This is a genomic window from Paenibacillus sp. FSL R5-0378 (genome assembly GCF_038009285.1).
GTDB classification, from domain to species: domain Bacteria; phylum Bacillota; class Bacilli; order Paenibacillales; family Paenibacillaceae; genus Paenibacillus_AQ; species Paenibacillus_AQ favisporus.
The window spans coordinates 5,112,411-5,137,086 of sequence record NZ_JBBPAY010000001.1 but is presented as its reverse complement, the minus strand read 5'-3'; the positions used below and the strand labels follow the sequence as shown (position 1 = coordinate 5,137,086).

Here is a 24,676-nt window from a genome sequence, read left to right as displayed (position 1 = left end):
ACCAACTGGGCGGATGCACATACACTGTAGAGGAAAACATCGAAGCAAGGAGGATGGACCTTTGGCTGTCATCAAAACCAATTCGGAGCAAACCAGGCTTCTGGCACGGCTTATGAGAGCGGAAGCGGAATCTGAGGGAGACCTGGGCATGCTGATGGTCGGCAATGTCGGGGTGAACCGGGTGCTCGGCAACTGCCTGGATTTCAACAATATCCGCAGCATTCGGGATATGGTGTTTCAAAGTCCCGGCGGGTTTGAGTCCACGCAAAAAGGGTACTTCTATCAAAGAGCTAGAGACGCCGACATCAGGCTCGCAAGGCGGTCGATTAACGGTGAAAGAACCTGGCCGGCATCCAATGCGCTGTGGTTCTTCCGTCCGACGGGAGAATGCCCGCCGACCTGGTTCAACCAGCAACAAACCGGACGTTTTAAATCCCACTGCTTCTTCAGCCCAACCGCCGCGGACTGCCCACGAGTCTATGGATAGACCTTCAAGCAGCACATGGGACATGGTTTTCCAATTTGCCATATATAAAGGAGGATGCAAAACACAATGATACCGCAACCGTTCCGACCTGTTACGTATTCTGGAGGAGGTTATCCCGGGGTCTCTGGCATGGGGCCGATGGGCCAGCACGGAATGATGGGTCCAATGGGGCAGCAGGGGATGATGGGTCATCAGGGGATGATGGGACAGCCCGGAACTACGGGAACCGTTCCTCCACCAGTGACCAGCGGCAGCCCGATCACACAGACCGGCGCTGTCATCCAGGCACCGCCTTCCCAGCAGTTTGAGCAGTCGTACGTTGAGAACATACTTCGCCTGAATCTGGGCAAAACGGGCACCTTTTACATGACATACGAAAACAACTCGCAGTGGAATGCAAAAATATTCACCGGCGTCATCGAGGCGGCAGGCCGTGACCACATCATCATCAGCGAACGTTCGACAGGCAAACGGATTATTTTGCTGACGATCAACCTGGACTACATTACATTTGACGAGCCGCTGATCTATCAATATCCGGGTGTTATCGGCAACCCGCCGACAACCCGTTAAACCGCATTACGCCCATAAAACCTATAGCAAATGACGAAAAAGCCGTCCCTGGTGTCTGAATTGACAAGGGACGGCTCTTTTAGCCTGGCAACCGCTCGATTGCTTGAAATATCAGGCCGTCCCTGAATGATGCAGTCATACCTTGCCGTTTGACTGTGTAGTGTATAATTATATAATTAAGTATAGTGTATAAATTAAGCTAAAGATTTCGTTTATTTGAAGGGAGATGAATCCATTGGGAAGTTGACGGCCTATTCGCAGCAGTGGATAACGGTGGTTCACCATTTTAACTTACGAAGGAGGTGTACCTATTTGCCGGTCAAGGATGACGGTGAATAGGAAGCAGATTGGGAGACCCCTTACCGAGTTTGATATGGGTTTTTATACTCGTATTATTGAACGGTTTTTTTGTATCGGTTGAATTTGCCATGGTCAAGGTCCGGAGCAGCCGGGTAGAGACCTTGGTGGAAGAAGGACGACGAGGCGCGGTGTATGCCCGCAAGATCGTCAACAATTTGGATGCGTATTTGTCCGCATGCCAGCTGGGCATTACGCTCGCTTCGCTGGGGCTTGGATGGCTCGGCGAACCGGCGGTCGCGACGCTTCTCAGACCTTTGCTTCATTCGCTAGGTTTTGGCGAAGCAGCTGTACACGGCATTGCGGTCGTCATTGCATTCCTGCTCATTACGATTCTCCATATTGTGCTTGGAGAACTGGCGCCGAAGACGATGGCCATCCGCAAGGCGGAATCGGTCGTGCTCATGTCGTCGGCCATCATGATCTATTTCAACAAATTGATGTACCCGTTCATTTGGGTATTGAACGGATTGGCAGGCAGCCTGCTGCGGGTGTTCCGTGTCGCCCCGGCTTCCGAGTCGGACTCGGCGCATACGGAGGAAGAAATCCGCATTCTGATGAAAGAAAGCAACAAAAACGGACTCATTGACAATACGGAAATGGCACTGGTTGATAACATATTCGAATTTGCGGAAACGACCGGACGGGAAATCATGATTCCCCGAACGGAGATGATCTGTCTGAATACTCAGCTGTCCCGGGAGGAGAATCTCGAGATCGCTTATGAAGGCATGCGGACCCGGTACCCTGTCTGTGACGGGGATAAGGACCATATCATCGGCTTCCTGCACATTAAAGACTTATTACATTCCACAACGCTTGAATACAATACTTTGATACGTCCGATCCTGACTGTGCCCGAATCCATCCAGATCAGCGCATTGCTGAAACTGATGCAGCGGGGCAAAACCCAGATCGCCATCCTGATTGACGAATATGGAGGCACATCCGGGCTGGTTACCCTGGAAGACATTATGGAAGAGATCGTCGGTGAAATTCAGGACGAATTCGACGAGGAACGTCCGGGAATCGAGAAAATCCGCGACGACGAATATTCGATTGACGGATTGATGCTGATTGAAGAAATTAACGAACGCTTTGGTCTGGAGCTGGATACATCCGATTACGATACGATCGGCGGCTGGCTGTACTCACGCATCGAGGCGATTCCTCCGCAGCGAGGACTGTCGGCAGAACTGGACGGCCACATTTTCATAGTGGAAGAAACGGATAATAAGCGCATTTCAAGGATTAAGCTCCTGAAGCCAGAGGTCATGGTCGAGGAAGCGGGCGCGTAGAGTTGTAACATATAGGGAGAAGTTCACGGGAGCAGTCCGCGGATTGGCGGGTGCTTTCTAAAGGGCACAGTGCTGCGGCGCTGTGCTCTTTATATTCACAGGTTGGGTCTTCAATTTTTCTTAGTAAATCGATAAGAAATCCTTATATTGAGTTCCATTATGTGCTGAAAAGGCAGCATTTCGAACGAATGCCGTTTGGACTATCGCACGGTGATTCGTTAAAGGAGTGGAACATCACGGAGCATTCACGTTATAATGATTACTAATTTGAGAGGGGGAACCGAGGATTGGATTACCGCATTGACATCAAATTCGAGCCCGTACATGAATTTATGAACAGCCTTCATACCTATATTTGCCGGGCGTCCTACAAAAAGATCGATCTGTCCCCTTCGTGGGCAACGGCCACCAAAAAACAGCTCAAGCCGGAATTTGCCGCCATGCTGGACGAGATGCTCGTGAATGGCGACTGGTGGAGCTTCGCTTACCTGCTGGGCCTCCTCGTTCCGGAGGGCAGGGGCGTCGAGGGATTCCTGGACTGGCTGGAGAACCTGACGATTCAGGACCTGGTCCAGCTGTTTACGGCGAACGGCAATGAGTTTCCGGACGAGGATCTGGAGGTTTTCCTGGCCCGGACGCGGTCGATGTTTGAGCAGTGGTACGAGCAGTACTTCCGGAACGTGGATCCGGCCATTCTGCAGGCGCTGGAACGGGAGAAAGAGGAGCGGCTGCAGCAGCTGACGGACGCGGACCGGGCGGATTTTGTCGACGAGACGACCAACGGCATGCTGTTCAAACCGGTGGACAGCGCGGACGAGCTGGTGCTCATTCCGCAGTACCATTTTCAACCGGTCAACATGGTGACTCATTATGGACGGAAAATATACTGCCATTATAATTCCCGCATTTATTTGGGAGACGATGATTATATTCCGACCCATGACCTGCGGATGATCCGCAGTCTCGGCGAGAAAAGCCGGCTTAAAATTTTGCGCTTTCTGCATGGAGGACCGCGGACGTTTACGGAAATCGTCAGTCATGTCCAGCTGTCTAAAGGCATTACCCACGACCACATCTCAAAGCTGCGCACCGCCGGGTTGATCTACGCCCATTTTGAAGGGGAGAACCTGACCGAATACAGCCTGAGAAAACGCGCCATCCATCAGATGCAGGAGCGACTGCTCGGGTACATAGAAGAAGGCTGAAGCTTCGATACCAATTGGAACAGCAGAGCATGAGGGACCGGACCATAGTACACGAAGGGGTCATTCGGCAGCAGGGTCGTATAGACAGATACGAGCAGATATCATTATAAAAAATAGCCTGGCCGTAGATGTTACGGAACCAGGCTATTTGTACGTTAACCATTTACGGCCGGCTAAGTATATGATCTTCGGACTCTATTCCCGCTTTGAGCTCGTCCAGCAGCTGAAGCCACGTACGGACATGCCACTGCCTTGCAGCCATGCCTTGCGGGGTATTTTTCCATCCGATATGCATCACGCTAAGGCGGGTAAGGTCCTCCAGCTGTTTGAAATTGACCTGCACCATGGTTAAATCCCCGTCCAGATTCATCGTCTCCGCAAAAATTTCAGGTCCTTTCCACTCAAACTGCAGCACCCGCGGTTTCTCATATTTGAGCAGCTTGCATCCGGTCGGTGTCTGATCATTCGGGTTAGGGTACAGCTCGTATCTGCCGCCTTCCCATGGTTCAATCCGTGCTGCAGGAGCCAGCCACGCCTTAACGCGGTCTTCTTCCGTCCAAGCCCTCCATACCAGATCCAGCTCTTTTTCAATGAGTATTTCGTGTTTAATGGTCACTGTAATGAAGTCTCCTTTGGCCAGTCGTCAATGAATCTATGATTTACCTTATCCTAGCATATTTTTAAGGCCGAAGTCATGCCAAAACGGGAACAAACAGGGGACATCTCCTCAACGTTGAAACGGGCTATTTCCCTTACAGAAAACGCATATGACAAACTTTCAGAAAAAAACTTTTAGTTCTCTATTTACAGAACTCGAAATGGTTTCTATAATAACGATATCATCTACAAATATAAATCATACTTAATTCATCGGAATGGTGAGTAAAAACGGGAGGTTATGATGATGAAAAAAGGAGTGTACTTGCTAACTTCGCTGTTGATCGTCGGATCAATGCTGGTTACGGCATGCTCGAACAATAGTGATGACACGGGTTCATCCAGCGGAACGGCTCAAACGGAGCAGGGTACAAAAGATACAGCGGCTTCGTCCGATGCCGGAGGAACCTCTGCACTGACCGAGCCTTATACGGCAGCCGACTTGTCCAAACTGCCCGATGTGGCCAAGCAGCGTACGGACACGATTATCGTGGCGCTGACCGACCCAAGCGGTGCGTTCACACCTTATTTTACCCAGAGCGGTTATGACGGCAACGTCAACTCCCTGCTGTTCGGTTCGCTGGTGACGGTGGACGATAAGGGATTGCCGGTTCCGGACCTTGCAGAGAAATGGGATATTTCCGAAGATCAGAAGACGATTACATATCATCTGCGGAAGGATCTGAAATTCAGCGACGGTTCGCCAATGACGGCTGACGATGTTGCGTTTACATGGACGATCCTCTTCGACCCGTCCTATGACGGCGATTCGATCATCCCGAGCACGATCGCGATCCAGGGCGCGCAGGATTATAAGGATGGCAAGGCGAAGAGCATTTCCGGCATCAAGGTGGTCGATCCGCAGACGATTTCCGTCACGCTGGATAAGCCGAACGCAACGGCGCTCGTCACGCTCGGCTCGAACATTTTGTCCAAGGCATACTACGGCAAGGATTATAAGTTCGGCAACCTGAGCTACATCAAAAACCTGCATCAAACGCCGGTCGGCAACGGCCCATACAAGCTGGAGAAATTCATTCCAGGCCAGGAAGTCCGTTTTGTCGCCAATGAGAACTACTATAAAGGCAAGCCGAAAACAGAGCACTTCATTTATAAAACGTCCGAAGGCGACGCTTGGCAGTACCTGGAGACCGGAGAAATTGACTACACTTCGTTCCCGGCTACAACCGAAAATATCGAGAAGCTGAAGTCCCTCGGCTTCACCAACATTTTGCCTTACACGGCCAGCAACTACGGTTACCTGCAGGTCAACCTGGAACACGAAGCGCTGAAGGATAAAAAAGTACGCCAAGCGATCGCTTACGGCCTTGACCGTCAAAGCATCTACGTGGACGCGAACGAAGGCGCCGGGGCAGTAGCCAACATTCCGGCTCCGCCGATCTCCTGGGCTTACACCGAAGACGGCATTAACCCGTACAAATTTGATTCGGAAAAAGCCAAGCAGCTGCTGGACGAAGCCGGCTGGAAAGTGGGCGCAGGCGGCATCCGCGAGAAAGACGGCAAGAAGCTGACGATCCACTACCTGGGCTCGAAGAGCAAGCAGACGGATATCTTTATTCCGGTAGCTAAAGAGAACTTCCAGGCGATCGGTGTCGACTTCCAGCCGGAAGTGTTCGCCGACTTCAACTCCCTCGTGTCCAAAGTGGAGAGCGGGGATTACGATCTCGTATCCTTCTCGACTCCGCTGCTGCAGGATCCGTCGGACGGCGTCATGCAGTTTATCGACGGCGAGATCAAAGCCTACGACAATCCGAAGGTGAAAGAGCTCTATGACAAAGCGCTCGCGACTTCCGACATCGAAGAGCGCAAGGCTATCTACAAAGAGCTGTTCCAGCTGCTGAACGACGAGCTGCCGGTCATCTTCACGAACTACAAGAAGACGGTGTACGGTTACAACGGCCGCATCGAGAACCTGAAGGTCAGCCCGTTCGTCGGACTTGCCAACAGCTTGCCTGACTGGTCGCTGAAGCCGGTACAATAATCAGAAGGACCCACAATGGAGTCCCCCGACCGCGAAGCAGCCGCTTCTGCGGCGGGGGACCATGTAATTAGGAGGCGAATGATGGGCACTTATTTGACGAAGCGTATCATTTACATGATCGTCATCCTGTTTGCGGCATCCTTTTTGATCTTCAGCCTCTACGCGCTGACTCCGGGGGATTTCATCAGCAGCAACATCAAGCTGAGCCCGGAACGTAAAGCGGAGTTAAGGGAGATTTACGGACTGAGCAAGCCGCTGCTGGAACGGTACGGCATATGGATGAACAACGTATTTCACGGAGATTTCGGTTTCTCGCTGGCGCAGCAGCAGCCGGTGCTGAAGCTGTTTAACCAGTATATTTGGAACTCCTTCCTGCTGGCGGTCGTATCCACGTTTTTGACCTGGGTTATCGCCGTGATTATCGGGGTCGTTTCCGCTTATAAGCAGTATTCGTGGTTTGACACGATCGTGATGGTGGCTATTTTTGCCGCTATGTCGATCCCTTCCTTCTTCATAGGCCTGTTCCTGATCAAGATTCTGGCCGTCGACCTGAAATGGCTGCCGCCGGGCGGGATGTTAACGACGGGAAGCAACGCGACCGGATGGGCTTATATTAAGGAAGTCATCCATCATATGACGCTGCCTGTGATCGTCATGACGCTGCTCGGCGTCGGCTCGCTGACGCGTTATTTCCGCAGCAATATGATCGATGTCATCAAGCAGGATTATATCCGCACGGCTCGGGCGAAAGGGCTGAAGGAAGACAAAGTGCTGTTCAGACACGCTCTGCGCAATGCGCTCCTGCCGGCCATCACCCTGGTTGGCTTTGAACTGCCGGCCTTGTTCGGCGGATCGATTATTATCGAAAAAATCTTTAACTGGCCGGGGATCGGCCAGCTGTACATGCAGTCCTTCAGCCTGCGGGACTATCCGCTGCTCATGGGCTTCACGATGCTGCTGGCGATTCTGACGGTCATCGGCACGCTGCTGTCGGATGTGCTCTATCACATCGCCGATCCGCGCGTGCGGCTGCATTAGGGAGGGGAGACGCTTATGGCCATTAACAGTACACCAATGACCGATGCCGTTCCGGCTCCAACAACGACGCCGAAGTCTTCCTCCTTATTTAAACAGTCGATGCGGAGACTGCTGCACAACAAGCTGGCGATTTTTGGACTTGTCGTCGTGGTCATCATGTTTATCGCTTGTTTCCTGGGGCCCGTATTTTCGCCTTATGCCGATAACAAGATTCATATGAATGTGATGAACAAAGCGCCAAGCATGAAGCACTGGCTCGGTACCGATGCCCTCGGGCGTGACGTGCTTACGCGGGTACTTCAGGCCGGTCGCATTTCCTTGACGGTAGGTCTGGCTTCCATGTTCCTGTCCGTGTTTATCGGTGCGCTGCTCGGCGCGATCGCCGGCTATTACCGGGGAATCGTGGACCAAATCATTATGCGGATCGCTGATTTGCTCCTGACCATTCCGGGACTGCCGCTGCTGTTTATTTTCGGCGCGCTGCTGTCGGAATGGAAGGTGCCGACGAATTACCGCATGTATATCGTTATGCTGATGCTCGGCCTCGTCAACTGGCCGGGACTTGCTCGGATGGTCCGGGGGCAGATGCTCAGCCTTCGCGAACGCGAATTCATGCAGGCCGCCGTGGTGCTCGGTCTGCGCGACCGCCGCAAGCTGTTCAACCACCTGCTGCCGAATATCGTTCCGCTCCTGATCGTCATTGCGACGCTTAATATTGGCGGTTCGATCCTCAGCGAGTCGGTGCTGAGCTTCTTCGGCCTCGGCGTCATGCCGCCGACACCGACCTGGGGGAATATGATCGACGCGGCGAACAATTTGATCGATTTTCAGGAGCATCCATGGCTGTGGATTCCTCCAGGATTCTCTATTTTTATTACGGTCATTGCCATTAACATATTTGGAGACGGACTCCGGGATGTGCTGGATCCCAAACAGAAGAGGTAGGTGAACAGCGTTCTATGAAAGATCTCATTAAAATCGACCATCTGCGCACGCATTTCTTCAGCGACAAAAACGTGATCAAAGCCGTAAATGACGTCAGCCTCCGCGTCCGGGAAGGCGAAACGGTATGCGTCGTCGGCGAGTCGGGCTGCGGTAAAAGCGTTACCGCCATGTCCATCATGGGTCTGATTGAGGAACCGGGAGGTAAAGTGGTTGGCGGAAGCATTGAGTTTGACGGCCGGGACCTGCTGAAGCTCAGCAAAAACGAGCTGCGTACGATCCGCGGGAATGACATCTCCATGATCTTTCAGGAGCCGATGTCTTCGCTGAACCCGGTTCTGAAAATTGGCCAGCAAATTATGGAGCCGCTTATGGTGCACCAGAAGCTGAGCAAGAAGGAGGCCCGCGCCCGTGCGATCGAACTGATCGAGCAGGTGGGGATCTCGCGGGCGGAGCAAATCGCCGATTCCTATCCGCATGAATTGAGTGGCGGTATGCTGCAGCGGATCATGATCGCGATTGCGATCTCCTGCGGTCCGAAGCTGCTGATCGCCGATGAGCCGACGACGGCGCTGGACGTTACGATCCAGGCTCAAATTCTGGATATGCTGCGCGAATTTAAAAAGAAGTCGAACATGTCGATGATGCTGATCACCCATGATCTGGGCGTCGTGGCCGAAATGGCGGATTACGTCGTTGTCATGTACGCCGGCAAAGTCGTGGAAGAAGGCGAAGTGGTGAAGCTGTTCGAGTCGCCGAAGCATCCTTATACGCAGGGTCTGCTCAAGTCCAAGCCGATCATTAATCAGCGGCAGGATGAGCTGTATTCGATCCCGGGGCAGGTGCCGAATCCGCTGGATCTGACCGAATCGTGCTATTTCCATGACCGCTGTGCGCACTGCATGGACATTTGCAGAACGAAACAGCCGGCGCTTAAGGAAGTTGCGGATCAGCAAAAAGCCGCTTGCTGGCTGTATGAGGAGGCGGTTGTTCATGTCTGATGCATTGCTTGAAATCAGCCATTTGAAAAAATATTTTCCGATCCAGAAAGGCCTGCTGAACCGCACCGTCGGTCACGTGAAGGCCGTTGACGATATCAGCATCACGATCCGGCCGGGTGAAACGTTCGGGCTGGTCGGCGAGTCCGGAAGCGGCAAAAGCACGGTTGGCCGCACGGCCATCCGCCTGATCGAGAAGACGTCAGGAGAGGTCAAGTTTAAAGGCATCAATATTTACGACCTCCCTCCCGAGGAACTGCGCAAGCTCCGGCCGAGCATGCAGCTGATTTTTCAAGATCCGTACAGCTCCCTGAACCCGCGGATCCGCGTCGGAGACGCCATTGGCGAAGCGCTGCTGGATCACGGCCTGGTGCCCAAAGCCGAGATTCGCGACCGGGTGCTGGAAGTGCTCCAATCCTGTGGATTGTCCTCTTACCATATCGACCGGTTCCCGCATGAATTTTCGGGCGGTCAGCGGCAGCGGATCGGAATAGCCCGGGCACTGGTGCTCAATCCGGATCTCATTATTGCCGATGAGCCCGTCTCAGCGCTGGACGTATCCATCCAGGCACAGATCATCAACCTGTTCCGCAAGCTGCAGGAAACGCGCGGGCTGGCGTACTTGTTCATTTCCCACGACCTCAGCGTCGTGGAGCATTTATGCACGCGGATCGGCGTCATGTACCTGGGCTCCATGGTTGAGACGGCGACCCGGGATGAGCTGTTTAAAAATCCGCTGCATCCGTATACGAAGGCGCTGCTGTCAGCCGTGCCGGTTCCGATTCCGAAGCTGAAGCGGGAGCGCATCGTGCTGAAGGGCGACATTCCGAGCCCTTCCAATCCGCCTTCGGGCTGCAAGTTCCACACGCGCTGCCCGTTTGCGGTGGCCCGCTGCAAAGAAGAGGTGCCGGAATTCCGCGATGCGGGCGGCGGTCACTTCGTTGCCTGTCACCTGGTGTAACTGCCCCTTGTTAGGGGAAGGGAAACCCCCGTTTCGATCGAAACGGGGGTTTTTTAGTGCTTTTAATGAAAATGTGAGAAAAACCAAAGAAAATGATGAAAAAATGATGAAACCTCTGAAAGGAGACCGCCGTTAATAGTAGTGAAATTCAATATTTCCTAAAGGAAAGGTGAGAGTCATGACGAAGAAATGGATTAACCACAAACTGCTAGCCATTATTGCCGCCACTACCGTACTCAGTGTGCTTCTCTCGACCGGGGCGGGTGCCGAACCAGCCGGATCCGATGATGCGGACATTTCCGCAGCCGCCGTAAAAGAACCGGGAGCCTTAACCACTCCTCCGCCTCCTGAACACTTCATCACGAGCTTCGCGTCTTTCACATACTTGAACAACTGCTATGCGTCGGCCTCGCTCGTCAATAGCACAACCGTGGCTTTAAAGGCCAGTACTTTCGCCAAACAGAGCGTTGACAAGATTGGTGTCGATCTAACCCTGCAACGCTGGACTGGATCCGCATGGGTCGATATGGAAACGAGACGGTTCCTGGACACTGGAAACAGCACGATATCCGGGGAGTACAACGGCACGGTGATCACGGGATATTATTACCGCGCCAAAGCCTACCATACCGTATATCAAGGATCTGCTTTCGAACAGACCACCACGTATTCCCCACAAGTGTTGGCCAAATAGGATAACAAATAAAAGTGACCGCCTGCGGGCGGTCACTTTTGGGTCACGTTGAATAGGGATATGCCAACAAATTAATCATTAGGGAAGAGGCTCGACCAAGTTGAGAATTTCCTCTTTACTCGCCTTTGTCATGATGATCAGCTGCACCTTATTATATTTCATGATCAGCGAATTCATGTTGCTTTCGGTGTAATAGGCTTCATAACCGTTCTTGAGCTTGATCTTGACAGGTTCACCGTTCGTGAAATAGCCTGTGCCAGAATTCGGGAGAATCCGGCTCACAGTAATGAACAGATTATCGTCTTCCTTTGGCCCGGTATAAAGCATGGTAATTTCGTTATATTTCTTTGTTTCGAGATCTTTTGCTATGACGGTGGATTGCTTGAAATGATAACGCTCGGGAATTCGGCCGCTAAAATCCGGAATGGTAAAGCTCAATTCTTTCTGCACTTCACTGAGCGGGCGCGTTGTTGGGACACCCTGTTCCGAAGAAATGATTTTCCCATCCCCTAGGGGCGGTTCCGGCTCCCCGTCCAGATAATTTGGCGGGGGAGGGGTTTTCGCGATCCCTCCCGTATCAGACTGGTCGTCTTGGAAAAAAACCACATTCTTAACGCCGTCTCCCCAGTCAACAATGGAGTCGAGCAGGGGAGAAATTGCCTTCGTCACGGCTGTGGAGCTAAAAATGACCGCTCCGGCCACGAAAGATGCGGCCACCACACCACCAAGCTGCAGGTGCCGATTACGTCTGCGGGAACGGTTCACTTCGTTCAGCCGGGCTTGAACCTTGTTCCAAGATGCCTTCTTGCTATCTTCGGACGTCAAGGAAGTTGAAGAGGCTGCCTTCTCGAAGGCGGAATCGAACCAATCTTCAAATTTTTCGCTTTTCATCCTTTACCCCCCACTCCTTAAAGAGCATTTTCTTGATACTTTCACGTGCCCGGTACAGACGTTGTTTGACGGCATCCTCGGTAACTTCAAGCAGATCGGCGATTTCCCGGTACGACAGGCCTTTGCGCCAGCGATACTCGACCAGAACCCGGTATTCCGGTTTCAATTCTCTTAAATACTGAATAATCGATTCTTCCATGAATTTCGTTTCTACCGTATTTTCGATCGACACCGTCGGCTGCGCAATCTCTTCTTTATACATAAAGACACCTTCCACATCGACTTGGTTACGGTACTTTTTATTTTTTCGTAAATAATTTATGGTCGTGTTGCGCGTCACGACTTTGAGCCAGGCTTTCAGCTTGGCTTCATTTTCAAACACGGGTTTGCTTTTGATGATCTTAATGAAAGCATCCTGGATAATATCTTCCACCACGGAATGGTTTTTCACGATATACATGATCATGCCATAGGCATAATCGTAGTACTCATAATAGATTTCTTCCTGTAAATCCCGGCTGAGATCGTTGTAATCCGTAGACACAAGAAGCCGGATCATGTTCGGCATGGTTTTCCCCTCTTTCCCATTCGCCCGTCTCTCGTCTGTTTTATCTCATCTTTCCCATTTTACATGATATGTCCAGTTTAGCCTATTCTTTCATGTGAAACGGATACGGAAGAGACAGGGTGAAACAGGCACAAATAGCCGTATTTTCTTCCGAAAAAGACGCTAAATCGGGCAATACCAATACAGGGTGATCCAAAAACGGCGGTGAACGATTTTACAAAGATGACTGTGAACAGGTAAGATTCTCCACATATCAACAATGTGCAGAAGGGGCATGAGCCATGGGGGACTACAGACGCAAATCGCCGGAAGAAATTCTCGAAGAAATCCAAAGACTGCGGCGGGGGCGGCTCAAAATCATCATCGGGGCGGTGACCGGTTCCGGGAAAACCTATCACATGCTCCGCGAGGGTCAAACCCTGAAGTCCCAGGGAATTGACGTCGTCATATGCGCGGTGTCCACGCTGCAGCGTACGGAAACGAAAAAGCAGCTCGCCGACCTGGAGAGGGTGCCCAGCATTCACTGGAATGAAGGAGAAACGGAGCACAAGGATTTGAATCTGCCGGGCATTGTTAGCCGAAATCCTGAAGTTGTGCTTGTGGACGGATTGGCTCATCGAAACCGCAAGGACGCCGAACATCGAACCCGGCTGGAAGATATCCAGTTTCTGCTGAATCACGGCATCAGCGTCATCACGACCGTCAATGTGTATGAAATTGAAAGCATTCATGAACTTGCCCGCAAATGGACCGGGGTAGAGGTCAGGGAAACCGTTCCGCTAACGACGCTGGGTATGGCCGATGAGGTTCGGCTGATCGACGTTTCTCCGGAAACGCTCATCTCTCGGTTGAACGAAGGCCATCTGCAGAGCAGCCGGGACGGGGCGTCATTTACCCGCAAGGATTTGGCCCTCCTTCGGGAGCTTGCGCTGCGCTTGATGGCCGACGATGTGAATCAGTCGCTGGAGAAGTTCCGCGAGCACGAGGGCATCAGCGGTCCTTCCGGTGCCTCGGAGCGTATTCTGGTGGCGGCGCAATACCATTGGAACGGTTCGATCTATGTGCGGCGCGGACAGCAAATCGCAAAGCGCCTGAACGGCGAACTGCTCGTCGTTGTCTTTACGCGGCCCAAGCCGTCACTGTCACGCGAGCAAGAGGCATTTAAGCGTTCTTTGCACAAAATGGCGGACAAGACGGACGCCAAGCTGGAGGAGCTGCCTTTGTCGGCTCCAAGACGGTTTGCCAAGTCGCTGATCCGGTATGCTTTTGATAAAAAAGTGACCCGGATCGTGCTGGGGCATTCCCGGAAAAGCGCTTGGCAGGAACTGTGGCAGGGTTCGGTCACGAACGGCATTCTGAAGCATGCGCATGGCATCGACGTGTTCTGGGTAGCCGACCGCACGGCGCAAGGGGAACCGCGGATTCTGCCGGCCCGCCGAACGCAAAACAAGCAGGGGAAGGGTTATCACCGTCTCAGCCGCGAGGAAATGAACGAGAAAGTGAAGCGGATCGAGCGCGGACGGTTCAAAATTTATATTGGCGCTGCCCCCGGCGTAGGCAAAACGTACACCATGCTTCGTGAGGGGAATGACATATTGGCCAAGGGAACGGATGTGGTTATCGGGTGGCTCGAGACGCATGGGCGCGCGGAGACGGCGGCGCAGGTCGGCAGTTTGCCTGTTATTTCACCGAAGGAGATTACCTATAAAGGCACTACGCTGTACGAAATGGATACTGAGGCGCTGCTGGCAAGAAGCCCGGAGCTTGTGCTCGTCGATGAGCTGCCTCACACCAACATGCCCGGCAGCCGTTTTCGCAAACGGTATGAAGATATTTTGCTTCTGCTGGAGAACGGAATTTCGGTTATAACAACCTTGAATGTTCAGCATCTGGAGAGCCTCAACGATGCCGTCGAGCGCATCGCGGGCATCCGGGTCTCCGAGACGGTTCCGGACACGCTGCTGTCAATGGCCGATGAGGTGGAGCTGATTGACGTTACGCCGCAATCGCTGCAGGAGCGGATGAGGGAAGGGAAAATTTATGCGGCGGACAAGGTCGATCAGGCGCTGGGCTCCTTTTTCCGAACAGGGAACCTGATCGCGCTAAGGGAGCTGGCCCTCCGGGAACTGGCCGACGATGTGGACGAGCGGCTGGAGTCCTGGCAGCGGAATATGTCCCTTCGCGGACCCTGGAGAAAGGAGGAGGTGATCTTTGTGTGTATCCTCCCCGGGACCTCTGCCGAGCGCCTCATCCGGCGCGGATTTCGGATCGCTTACCGCCTCAAGGCCGCGCTTCACGTGACTTGCGTCCGCATGGAAGGCCGGGATTGTGACCTGGGGCGGTGGCAGGGGTTGACCGAAAGCTTGCAGGGGCATTTCGGCATTCTTGAAACAGACGGGTGGAAAGGACTGCCGGCCAAAGTGTTGGGACAGGCCGAACAGATCCATGCCACTCAGATGATTCTAGGACGCTCAGAAGAAGGAATCATGACTAGATATGCACGCCGAAGAATGCTGAAACGGCTGATTCATGGGGCAAGCCGGATCGATGTGCTTCTCGTATAATGCCACAAATGGTATATTAGAAGAACATTCCTTTTTAATCATGAACAGGAGGAGAACAAGTTGACACAATTTGCGGCATTTGAAGGCGATTTTAATGGGGAAAAGGCGATCTGGCTGAAGCATGGAAAATACGAAGCGGCAGTGCTGCCGGAAATCGGCGCCAATCTGATTTTATTCCGGGATACCGAGCAAAACTTCAAGTTTTTGCGGGAACCGGAAGCCGGTGAAATGGAAGATTTCAAGGCGAATCCGGGTGTTTACGGCATTCCGGTACTGTTTCCGCCCAACCGTTACGATGGCGGTAAATTCGAATGGGAGGGCAAAGTCTACCAATTCCCAATCAATGAAGAAGCCACGGGCAACCAGCTGCACGGATACATGCATACGATCCCATGGACCGTGGATTACATAACCAGCGACGATTATGAAAGCGCAGTCGTTGTATCCCAGCGCGTAGGAGAAGGGCATTTGTATAAAAAGTACCTGCCTTTCGATTTCACGATTACGCTGCGATATTCCCTGAACCGGGAAGGGCTGCGGCAGCAGGTCACGATCACCAATGACGGCAAGGAAAAAATGCCTGTGCTTCTGGCGTTCCATACGGCGGTCAATGCCCCGTTCGTGCCGGGAAGCGAAGCGAAGGATTACCGGGTTAAAATTACGATCGGCCAGCGGCGAGAGCTGGATGACCGGATGCTGCCGACAGGTGCTTTCCAGCCGCTGTCTCCGGAAGAGGAGCAGCTCAAAGGAGAAGGCGTGTTCCCTTACTTCACTGAAATGGACTTCCATTATACGGCTGAACCGCAGGACGGACGCAACCGGATGGAGCTCACGGATACACGCACTGGCGACGTGCTGATTTACGACGTAGGTACCAGCTATAAGCACTGGATGGTTTGGAACCAGTTCGCCGGCGGCAAATTTTTCTGCCCTGAGCCTCAGATCAACCTCGTCAACGCTCCGAATATCAAAAACATTCCCGCAGAGGAAATGGGACTGTTCGGCTTGACCCCGGGCGAGAAGTGGGAAGAGACGAGCTTTCTGTATGCGCTCAAAAGAAATTAAGCATCGCGGCCGGGCCTCCTGATCCACTCTTGAATAAACGACAAAACGCCGTGTCCCTGCTGCAGTAAGGGATACGGCGTTCTCTGATTTACAGATAAATTACTCGTGCTGAAGCTTATGACCGCAGCTGCGGCAGAAATGATCTGAAAATGAGGCCGGTTCTCCGCATTTGGTGCAGTAGGCGCTTTTAGGAATCGAGCTCGAAACGGCTGCCGGCTGAACGACCACCGTATGGAACTGCTGTCCGCAGAACGGGCAGTAGGTTGCGTCCGCGGGAAGCATTTTGCCGCATCCGCATTCCTTCAGGTTTTGCAGGTGCTGGATTTTCCGCTGCAGCTCTTCCACTTCTTCTTCCAAGGCAAAAATGGCCTCCCGGTATTTCTGGATCTCCGCGCTGGGGATCGTGCCGTCCGGTTTCTCCAAGGATTGATGGACGATACGGCCGATTTCCGTATAGTTTTTTTCGATTTCCTTTTCCTTCGCCGCCGCTTGAAACTTCAGGGTTGTGGATTCAACCGTGTTCTGCGCTTTCTTGCCGGCATCCGAAACGCCCTGCTTGATTTTGTTGAAAAAGTTGGACATGACGGGTATTCTCCTCCTTACGTCCATGTTCTGATGAAGCCGCCGCGTCGGTCACAGCGTTTCTTCATATCCTGTCCAGTCGTTTGACTCGCTTTTATGCTATTGTATGGCTCTTCCCAATGCATTATAACTGAGCCGAGGCTGAAGGGAAAGTCCCGCCAGCGCCTTAAACGGCGACATTCGACAACTTTTGCATTATGTTGAAAAAGAAAATTCGGCCAAACATTAGTGACATCCAAGTTGTCACCAATAGGCTGATACAATGATTCTACAGCGTGAAGAGGTGAAAAACATGAACCGTATGGACCGCCTGATGGCGATACTCATCGCGCTTCAGCAGGGAAATCAGACGGCTGCGGGGCTAGCCGCCAAGCTTGAAGTGTCGCGGAGGACCATTTTGCGGGATATGCAGGCCCTCTCTGAAATGGGTATCCCGCTTGCCGCGGTGAGCGGCCCCCAAGGCGGCTATTATCTGATGGAGGGCTATCAGCTGCCGCCGCTGCAGCTCAATTCCCGCGAAGCCCTCTGCCTGCTGTTCGCGCTGGAAGGGCTGACCCGTTACGCGGACACGCCATTCAATTCGGAGCGGTGGACCGTAATGGACAAAATCAAGGCCATCTTGCCCCGGGAAACTGCGGAGACGGTCCATCCGATGCTGGATCGCCTGGAAGTGGAGGTGCCCAAGCGTAAGTATACCGTTCCGCACTTGAACGAGCTGCTGGATTATGCCTCCAGCAATCAATGGGTATCGGTGTTTTACCATTCGATGAACAACCGCCGCAGGCTGCTGATCCATCCGCTGAGGATTTACGCCGCCAACGGGTTTTGGTACTGCGATGCCTACTCGCAAACCCACGGGGAGCAGCGGATCTTCCGGATCGACCGGATGACGGAGCTTCGTCCGGAAGACCCGCCTGAAGTTGGTGAAGGCGATGGCGATCGTCATCAAGGAAAGTCGGAGCCGCAGACGGTCCATATCCGGGCGAAGCTAACCTATCGCGGAATGCTTCAGGTCGAGCGGGACGAGCATGTCGGAGAGCAAATCAGCGCGGTCGGAAACGAAGAGTGGCTGGCGGATTTTCATCTGCCGGTGTCGGAGTGGCATTGGGCCGTGCAGCTTTTTTACGCGCTTGGTACGGAGGCGGAGGTGCTTGAGCCCGAGGCTCTTCGCCGGGAGGTTTGCGCCAAGGCTGCGGGTCTGCTGGCTGCCTATGAGGCAAACCATACATAAGACGTTGGAGGAGATGATCAATTGCTCAAGGAAAATGAACAAAAACCGCTGCACATCGAACGCTACGAGGACGCTTGCGATTTGATCGCCCGCATCGGCATCCTGCCGCTGGCCGGCTTGATCCCGGGACATCCGTCCCTGGACGGGGTCACTCCCAAGGAGAATTGGCATACGGGAACCGAACGGGATCCCTGGCTGTGGCGCGCCCGGTTTCCCGGCGACGGGACGGCGGCTTACGGCAAATTCATCAAAAAGAAGGCGGTGCTGATCGCGGCGGATTGGTTTCCGCCGGTGAAACGGGTGCTTGGCAGTGAGGAGGATCCCGAGAAGCTTTACCGGGACGGCTTGCTATCCAAGCCGGCATGGGAGCTGTACCAGCTGATCCGGGACGACGAAGGAATCGAGACGAGGGAGCTGCGGGCCCGCGCGGGCATGAAATCACCGGACCGGAAAAAGGAGTTCGATCAAGCGCTGGCGGAGCTGCAGGGGCAACTCGCCATCGTCATTTCCGGTGTCAAGGAGAAGCGGAACCTGCTCGGAGAGAAAAACGGCTGGAGCAGCACTTCCTACCTGACGGCAGAAGATTGGATGCGTCAGTATGGTATCGAGCGGTTCCGGGGAACGAGAGAGCAGGCGCAGACTGAGCTGAAGATGAAAATGGAGGATGCATGTACACCGGAAGCAGCAGCGTACATGCATAAAGCGTTCGGCATCCGTTAATCAGAATTAAAGGAGGAACTGTTGATGGGAGCAATGGAAGGAAGGGCAGCCCGTCTGGAAAAAGCCAGAGCATTCGTGCTTGCCAACGCGCGGCTGCTGGACCGGCGGCGTTATGAATTGGGGCTCGAAGGAGGTTCCGCGGATGGGGTTATTGCTGCGCTCAAAGCCTATCAAAATCCTGACGGCGGGTTCGGGAACGCCTTGGAGCCTGATATGCGCACATCCGCAAGTCAGCCTGTGGCGGTGGAGCAGGCGCTCTGGATCATGGACGAGGCGAACCGGTTTGATGCGGATATCATCGCGGGAATCGCGGCATATCTCAAATCGATTACCGTCCCGGCCACAGGCGGTTTCCCCCGGGCGCTGCTGTCCGTTAATGATGCTCCACATGCTCCTTGGTGGATAACGGAGGACGACCAGCAGGCATCGCTGAATCCAACCGGAAATATTCTTGGTCTGCTCTACAAGCAGACGGCTGTGAACGATTTCAAGCAAGAGGAATGGTTCACGCGAAGCGCGGAATTCATCTGGAACCGGATTCCCCAGGCTGATCAGACGGATTATCATGACCTGCACCAATGCATTACCTTTTTGCAATATGCCCCCGATCGGGGAAGGGCATCTGCGTTGCAGGAGGAGTTGAATCGCTGGCTACGCCAGCCGGGCGTCATCGAGCTTGACCCCCAGGCGGAAGGCTATGTCCATAAAGTGCTGGACTGGGCGCCTGTTCCGGCCAGCTACGCCGCGGAGCTGATCTCCCCGGCGGATATTGAGCGCCACCTGGACGATTTGGAAAAACAGCAGGAGGCCGATGGCGGATGGAAGGTGTCTTTCCCATCCATCAGCCCGGGCAATGGGACGGAGTGGCGGGGGCTGATCACGGTCAACCGGCTGATCACACTGCAGGCATACGGCAGGCTGTAGCAGCGTCTTTTCATATAGAAAATAGGAATGATATATGACAAACAGTAAAAGGACAGCATCCGGCTGTCCTTTTGCTGTCCATGCTTTGATAAAGTTTAGTATGTAGCATCTAAATGGCCGGCATGACGTTGCCGCCGTTCACCGGAATGTAAGCCCCGGTGATAAAGCTCGACAAGTCGGACGCCAGGAACAGTACCGCATTGGCAATTTCCTGGTCGGTGCCCCGGCGCTTGAGGGGAACGCTGCTCGAATACCCTTCGCTGATCTCGGTGTTATTCTCCCGGTCGCGGTCGCTGATGGTCCACCCGGGAGCGATCTGATTGACCGTGATGTTATGCTCGCCGACCTCCTTCGCAAGCACGCGGTACACGCCGTCCATACCGCGCTTGCCGGCAACGTAAGCGGACTGGCCGGGGAAGTTCTGCATGGAGCACTCGGTGTTGATCCCGATCATCCGACCTTGCTTGCGCTCGATCATGGCCGGGATGAAGGCTTTGGCCAAAAGAACGTTCTGCAGCACGCAGGATTCGAACTGGCTCCGGTAATCCTCGGCCGGCTGATTCAGCACGCTGGTCCATTCATACTGAATGACAGCGTTTGCGACAACGATGTCAATGGCCTGCCACTCTCCCAACAGGCGGTCTCTCATCGCCGTAACTGATGCGGCATCGGTGATGTCGGCCTGAACGGCGATGCAGCGCCGGCCCAGCGCCTCAATTTCCTGCTTCAGCTCCAGCGCTTTCTGTTCGTTGCCGCGGTAGTGGACGGCTATGTCGGCCCCGGCACGGGCCAGTGTACGGGCCATGACCCGTCCAAGCTGGCCGGAGGCGCCGGTGATCAAAGCGTTTTTCCCCGTAAGATCTATGGATATCATTGAACGGATTGCTCCTCTCCCCTGGTAGGTAAATTCGTACAAATCGTACCACCGGGATCCGAGAGCGTCAAATGGAATCCATGTTTATACCTGAACGGGAGGTGGGGAGGGGGCGGCATTTTGTAAACAAAAAAAGCACCCCGTCGGTCATGCGACTGTCAGGGGTACTGCCAGAGAATTAAGCCCAGTTTCCGTTGACAAACACCGGTTCTTCTTTGCCATCATGGGTGATTCCGGTAATGTTCATTTCGGGAGAACCCATCATGAAGTCGACGTGTGTGATGCTCTGGTTCATGCCATGGGACTCAAGCTCTTCCTGGGACATCGTCTTACCACCCTGTATATTGAAGGCGTAAGAGCTGCCGATTGCCAGGTGGCAGGAAGCATTCTCATCAAACAAAGTCGTATAGTACAGGATGTTGCTTTGTGAAATCGGAGACTGGAACGGTACAAGGGCTACCTCGCCAAGATAGTGGGAGCCTTCGTCCATCTCGATCAGGCGTGCGAGCGTGTCCTGGCCTTCTTCCGCTTTGTAATCTACGATACGGCCGTTTTCGAATGTCAGAGTAAAGCGGTCGATGATGTTGCCGCCGTAGCTGAGCGGTTTGGTGCTGCTCACGGTTCCGTTCACGCTGGTTTTGAGCGGGGCTGTAAACACCTCTTCAGTCGGGATGTTGGCGACAAACGCCGTACCCTGCTCATTGACGCTGCCCGCCTGGGCCCAAATATGGCCTTCGGGAAGCTCGATCGTCAAATCCGTGCCCGGCGCCGTAAAATGCAGCTTTTGATACTTTTTGGCGTTCAGCTCATCCGATTTTTTCTGCAGCGTATCGATATGCTCTTCCCAAGCGGCGATCGGATCTTCGCGGTCCGCGCGGCACGCATGGAAGATGGCGTCCCACAACTTGCCGACCTGCTGATCCTTCGGCGCATCCGGGAACACCTTCGCGGCCCAGTCCGGGGAAGGGAAGGCAACGCCCGTCCAGCTCATTTTATCCGCCTGCTGAAACTGGCGGTATTTCGCCATCGCCTGACCATAAGTGCGCTGATAATCGGCGATTCTTCCAGGCTCTACTCCTTTGAGCAGGTCGGGACTGGAGGAGAGAACGGTCAGGAAAGCGGCTCCGTTCTCAGCGAGCTCGGTCATTTCACCCGCATACCAAGTCGGGGCTTCAAGGAAAGATTCCGCCGGTGCCAGATCGTACCGGAGCCGGGTGACCGCCTCGTCGGTATAATTGACTCTGACGAGCTTGGCGCCGATCTCATACGCCTTGCGGACGATCAGGCGAACGAGCGGGGCGGCGTCGATCGTTGCATTCACGACCAGCGTTTGTCCGGGCTGCACGTTTGCACCGATTTTGACGGCAAGCTCGGCATAATTGTTTAATTTGTCTTCGAACGAGAGCATAGGCTCTACCTCCACATATGTATTCAATTCTTCCCCATTATAAATTAACCACTGGATAAATAAAACACCTGACTACAAAAGAGCCCTCCTGTCATCGCTTCAGGAAGGCTCTTGCGGCTCCAATATTTCATCGTATGCAGAACAAGGATTCACAGCATTAATGGACCGATTGGAGTCAGTCCTTAAAATGCCCAGTTTCCGTTTTTAAATACAGGCTCTTCCGAACCGTCGGCGTTAACGCCGAAAATGTCCATTTCCCCCGAGCCGATCATAAAGTCGACATGGGTTACGCTTGTGTTCAGACCGCGCTCAGCAAGCTGCTCCTGATTCATGTCCTTGCCGCCTTCAACACAGAAGGCGTAGGCGCTGCCGATCGCCAAATGGTTGGAGGCGTTTTCGTCAAAAAGCGTATTGAAGTACAAAATGTTCGACTCGGAAATCGGTGATTGATGCGGAACCAGCGCAACCTCGCCGAGGTAGTGCGCGCCTTCGTCCATTTCGACGAGATGCTCCAGCGTTTCCTGCCCCTGTTCGGCGCTGACGCTTACGATCCGGCCATTCTCAAATGTAATGGAGAAGTTCTCGATGATGTTGCCTCCATAGCTCAGCGGCTTGGTGCTGCGCACCGTGCCGTTTACGCCCGTCTTCAGCGGCGCGGTGAACACTTCCTCAGTCGGCATATTGGCGACGAAGCTGTGTCCTTTCTCGTTGATGCTCTCGCCGGCTGCCCAAATATGTCCTTCCGGAAGCTCGATGGTCAGATCGGTTCCCGGTGCGATATAGTGGAGCTTCTTATATTTTTTGGCGTTCAGGATGTTCGATTTATCCTCCAGCGTGGCCAGATGCTGTTTCCAGGCACCGACCGGGTCTTCCTGATCGATGCGAACTGTATGGAAAATCGCTTCCCACAGCTTCTGCACCCGTTCGGATTCGGGAGCGTCAGGGAACACCTTTGCAGCCCATTCCGGCGAAGGGACAGCCACGATTGACCAGCTGAACTTGTCCGCCTGTTGGTAAGCGCGGTAAGGAGCCATCGCCTGGCCGCGTGTTTTTTGGTTCATGGCGATCCGTTCCTGCTTGATCCCCTTCAGCAAATCCGGGTTCTCGGCAATCACGTGCAGCACGGCTGCCCCGTTTTCCACGAGTTCGATCATTTCCCCTGCAAACCATTTCGGTGGAATCGCGAAAACTTCATCGTCGGCCCGTTCATACTGCAGACGGGTAACGATTTCGTCGCTCCAATTGACTTTGACGAGCTTGGCGCCCGCATCATACGCTTTTTCCACAATTAAGCGGACAAATTCCGCCGACTGGATCGATGCGTTGACGACCAGCGTTTGGCCCTTCTGGACGTTGACGCCTACACGGACGGCAAGATCGGCATATTTGTTTAATTGACTGATGAAATCGGTCATGGATTCATCCCTCCAGATACTGGTTATCAACTGACACAAGTAGTATTGTACTAAATTGTTCCGCATAATGAAAACATAAGCTCTGCCGTTTGATGGAAACGGCCGCCTCCATGGTATACTATAGTATCAAATACACCACTTAGAAGGAGCAATGGATTCATGGACTTTACAATTATCGAAGCCGGGATGAAGCTGGACGAGGAACGACACTACGTGGGGCACACCATTTTTACTTTGGAGGGGCATAAGTCCAAGTATGAAGTTACCTTTTTCAGCAAGAAGGGCGATGATTGGGATTATAGCCTGAACTATGCGGACGAGTCGGGCATCGAAGAGGAGATGCTTCAGGCCGATGCGCGGCTGGAAGAGGACGACGACCTGTTTGATGCACTGCTTGATGCCGCGATGGATACGATGGAAGACGCCGAATAGTCGGAAGGCTGAACGGAGCAGTCTATATTTTAAGCCATAAGGAAAGGTGAGCCGACGTGAACAATGAAGATGAGCTGGGTCTGTCTGAAACGATACAGGTCCATCTGAAAAAGAGCCTGTCCACTATTAAGGCGGAAATCGAGAGCATGCTGGCGACGATCGACCAGAAGGAATGCTGTATTTTGAATGAGTTTGAGCAGATCCACAGCGTCTTTACCGACATGCAGATGACGGCCGCATCCTATTATCTGAATGCGTATCTGTCGCCTTATACAGATCGCTACGTAGCGTTGTCCACGGCGCTGCAGCATCTGTCGGAGCGGAATCACGGGGCGCTCATCGTCGTCAAAAGAAACGATGCGCTCCCGCCGCTGGTGCATTCCGGCATACCGGTTGGGGCAGACGTGTCGCATACCCTGCTGGAATCGATTTTTTATCCGGGGGGACCGCTGCACGACGGGGCAGTGCTGGTCGACAAGAACCAAATCGTCTCCGCCGGCAATGTGCTCCCGGTTTCCAAAGCGCTGCGCGAGGGGAAACTTGGAACCCGTCACCGGGCTGCGTTGGGGCTGTCAGAAATATGCGATGCGCTGATCCTTGTCGTTTCGGAGGAGACGGGCAGGGTTTCTTTTGCGCTGAACGGAACGCTCTACCCGGTACGCCCGGGGGAAATGGATTCGCGGCCGGTGTTCAGCCCGGATGTAGCCGTCCCTGGAGGGGATTGAGGCAAGTTCGTGGCAGCCAGCAGATGCAGGATGAGAGTGAAACTTGTGTACGCAGAGCGATCTGA

24 protein-coding genes are annotated in these 24,676 nt (G+C 53.5%); 17 read left to right on the top strand and 7 right to left on the bottom strand.

Features of this window, described 5'->3' with window-relative positions; all coding sequences use genetic code 11:
* Nucleotides 1-61 precede the first annotated feature (61 nt).
* The 4 genes from MKY74_RS23770 to MKY74_RS23755 all read left to right on the top strand — a co-directional run bounded on the left by MKY74_RS23770 (nt 62) and on the right by MKY74_RS23755 (nt 3,920).
* Nucleotides 62-487, top strand: a complete 426-nt coding sequence (locus MKY74_RS23770; RefSeq protein WP_076171610.1) for a cell wall hydrolase — start codon at nt 62-64, stop codon at nt 485-487.
* A 66-nt stretch (nt 488-553) separates the two neighbouring features.
* Nucleotides 554-1,060, top strand: coding sequence for a spore coat protein GerQ (gene gerQ, locus MKY74_RS23765; protein WP_084203944.1), 507 nt, complete (start codon nt 554-556; stop codon nt 1,058-1,060).
* Between the two features lie 347 nt (nt 1,061-1,407).
* Nucleotides 1,408-2,715: a hemolysin family protein gene (locus MKY74_RS23760; RefSeq protein WP_076171613.1), complete on the top strand. Its 1,308-nt coding sequence runs from the start codon at nt 1,408-1,410 to the stop codon at nt 2,713-2,715.
* A 287-nt stretch (nt 2,716-3,002) separates the two neighbouring features.
* Entirely contained in the window at nt 3,003-3,920 is a 918-nt protein-coding gene (locus MKY74_RS23755; protein ID WP_076171615.1) for an ArsR/SmtB family transcription factor, read from the top strand.
* A 163-nt stretch (nt 3,921-4,083) separates the two neighbouring features.
* On the opposite strand, the gene MKY74_RS23750 is transcribed toward MKY74_RS23755, so the two are convergent.
* The gene (locus MKY74_RS23750; protein WP_076171618.1) at nt 4,084-4,536 is read right to left on the bottom strand and encodes an SRPBCC family protein; all 453 of its coding nucleotides are present in this window, start codon (nt 4,534-4,536) and stop codon (nt 4,084-4,086) included.
* A gap of 288 nt (nt 4,537-4,824) precedes the next feature.
* On the opposite strand from MKY74_RS23750, the gene MKY74_RS23745 reads away from it, so the two are divergent.
* The 6 genes from MKY74_RS23745 (at nt 4,825) to MKY74_RS23720 (ending at nt 11,212) form a co-directional block, all read left to right on the top strand.
* The gene (locus MKY74_RS23745) at nt 4,825-6,579 is read left to right on the top strand and encodes an ABC transporter substrate-binding protein (RefSeq protein WP_076171620.1); all 1,755 of its coding nucleotides are present in this window, start codon (nt 4,825-4,827) and stop codon (nt 6,577-6,579) included.
* An 81-nt stretch (nt 6,580-6,660) separates the two neighbouring features.
* Nucleotides 6,661-7,617, top strand: a complete 957-nt coding sequence (locus MKY74_RS23740; RefSeq protein ID WP_076171622.1) for an ABC transporter permease — start codon at nt 6,661-6,663, stop codon at nt 7,615-7,617.
* Nucleotides 7,618-7,632: 15 nt separating this feature from the next.
* A complete protein-coding gene (gene opp4C / locus MKY74_RS23735) occupies nt 7,633-8,562 on the top strand; it encodes an oligopeptide ABC transporter permease (RefSeq protein ID WP_076171625.1) in 930 nt (309 codons plus the stop codon).
* 14 nt (nt 8,563-8,576) lie between these two features.
* The gene (locus MKY74_RS23730; RefSeq protein ID WP_076171628.1) at nt 8,577-9,560 is read left to right on the top strand and encodes an ABC transporter ATP-binding protein; all 984 of its coding nucleotides are present in this window, start codon (nt 8,577-8,579) and stop codon (nt 9,558-9,560) included.
* Nucleotides 9,553-10,518, top strand: coding sequence for an ABC transporter ATP-binding protein (locus tag MKY74_RS23725; RefSeq protein WP_076171631.1), 966 nt, complete (start codon nt 9,553-9,555; stop codon nt 10,516-10,518). Before MKY74_RS23730 ends, MKY74_RS23725 begins: the two co-directional genes overlap by 8 nt.
* Before the next feature lie 178 nt (nt 10,519-10,696).
* The gene (locus MKY74_RS23720) at nt 10,697-11,212 is read left to right on the top strand and encodes a hypothetical protein (protein WP_076171633.1); all 516 of its coding nucleotides are present in this window, start codon (nt 10,697-10,699) and stop codon (nt 11,210-11,212) included.
* A gap of 78 nt (nt 11,213-11,290) precedes the next feature.
* Here MKY74_RS23720 and MKY74_RS23715 read toward each other — a convergent pair whose 3' ends face one another.
* On the bottom strand, nt 11,291-12,103 hold the full coding sequence (locus tag MKY74_RS23715; RefSeq protein ID WP_076171636.1) for a DUF4367 domain-containing protein: 813 nt from the start codon (nt 12,101-12,103) through the stop codon (nt 11,291-11,293).
* Nucleotides 12,084-12,671: an RNA polymerase sigma factor gene (locus MKY74_RS23710; protein ID WP_076171639.1), complete on the bottom strand. Its 588-nt coding sequence runs from the start codon at nt 12,669-12,671 to the stop codon at nt 12,084-12,086. Before MKY74_RS23710 ends, MKY74_RS23715 begins: the two co-directional genes overlap by 20 nt.
* 281 nt (nt 12,672-12,952) lie before the next feature.
* On the opposite strand from MKY74_RS23710, the gene MKY74_RS23705 reads away from it, so the two are divergent.
* Both MKY74_RS23705 and MKY74_RS23700 read left to right on the top strand, forming a co-directional pair.
* On the top strand, nt 12,953-15,235 hold the full coding sequence (locus MKY74_RS23705; protein WP_076171642.1) for a histidine kinase: 2,283 nt from the start codon (nt 12,953-12,955) through the stop codon (nt 15,233-15,235).
* Nucleotides 15,236-15,295: 60 nt separating this feature from the next.
* A complete protein-coding gene (locus tag MKY74_RS23700; protein ID WP_076171644.1) occupies nt 15,296-16,300 on the top strand; it encodes an aldose 1-epimerase in 1,005 nt (334 codons plus the stop codon).
* 99 nt (nt 16,301-16,399) lie between these two features.
* Here MKY74_RS23700 and MKY74_RS23695 read toward each other — a convergent pair whose 3' ends face one another.
* The gene (locus MKY74_RS23695; RefSeq protein ID WP_076171647.1) at nt 16,400-16,882 is read right to left on the bottom strand and encodes a zinc ribbon domain-containing protein; all 483 of its coding nucleotides are present in this window, start codon (nt 16,880-16,882) and stop codon (nt 16,400-16,402) included.
* 292 nt (nt 16,883-17,174) lie between these two features.
* On the opposite strand from MKY74_RS23695, the gene MKY74_RS23690 reads away from it, so the two are divergent.
* Genes MKY74_RS23690 through MKY74_RS23680 form a run of 3 tightly spaced genes read left to right on the top strand, consistent with a single transcriptional unit; the run spans nt 17,175 to nt 19,757 of the window.
* Nucleotides 17,175-18,113: a helix-turn-helix transcriptional regulator gene (locus MKY74_RS23690; protein ID WP_076171649.1), complete on the top strand. Its 939-nt coding sequence runs from the start codon at nt 17,175-17,177 to the stop codon at nt 18,111-18,113.
* Between the two features lie 21 nt (nt 18,114-18,134).
* Nucleotides 18,135-18,833, top strand: coding sequence for an AlkZ-related protein (locus MKY74_RS23685; RefSeq protein WP_084203945.1), 699 nt, complete (start codon nt 18,135-18,137; stop codon nt 18,831-18,833).
* Nucleotides 18,834-18,857: 24 nt separating this feature from the next.
* The gene (locus tag MKY74_RS23680) at nt 18,858-19,757 is read left to right on the top strand and encodes a hypothetical protein (RefSeq protein WP_341013004.1); all 900 of its coding nucleotides are present in this window, start codon (nt 18,858-18,860) and stop codon (nt 19,755-19,757) included.
* Nucleotides 19,758-19,866: 109 nt separating this feature from the next.
* Here the strand turns inward: MKY74_RS23680 and MKY74_RS23675 are convergent, their stop codons facing one another.
* From MKY74_RS23675 to MKY74_RS23665, 3 genes are all read right to left on the bottom strand, one after another.
* The gene (locus MKY74_RS23675; RefSeq protein ID WP_432206609.1) at nt 19,867-20,631 is read right to left on the bottom strand and encodes an SDR family NAD(P)-dependent oxidoreductase; all 765 of its coding nucleotides are present in this window, start codon (nt 20,629-20,631) and stop codon (nt 19,867-19,869) included.
* 178 nt (nt 20,632-20,809) lie between these two features.
* Nucleotides 20,810-22,039, bottom strand: coding sequence for an aminopeptidase (locus MKY74_RS23670; protein WP_076171651.1), 1,230 nt, complete (start codon nt 22,037-22,039; stop codon nt 20,810-20,812).
* Between the two features lie 182 nt (nt 22,040-22,221).
* Nucleotides 22,222-23,454: an aminopeptidase gene (locus tag MKY74_RS23665; RefSeq protein WP_076171653.1), complete on the bottom strand. Its 1,233-nt coding sequence runs from the start codon at nt 23,452-23,454 to the stop codon at nt 22,222-22,224.
* 159 nt (nt 23,455-23,613) lie between these two features.
* On the opposite strand from MKY74_RS23665, the gene MKY74_RS23660 reads away from it, so the two are divergent.
* Entirely contained in the window at nt 23,614-23,886 is a 273-nt protein-coding gene (locus tag MKY74_RS23660) for a hypothetical protein (protein WP_076171655.1), read from the top strand.
* 56 nt (nt 23,887-23,942) lie between these two features.
* Nucleotides 23,943-24,611: a sporulation-specific diadenylate cyclase CdaS gene (cdaS, locus tag MKY74_RS23655; protein ID WP_076171658.1), complete on the top strand. Its 669-nt coding sequence runs from the start codon at nt 23,943-23,945 to the stop codon at nt 24,609-24,611.
* Nucleotides 24,612-24,676: the final 65 nt, after the last annotated feature.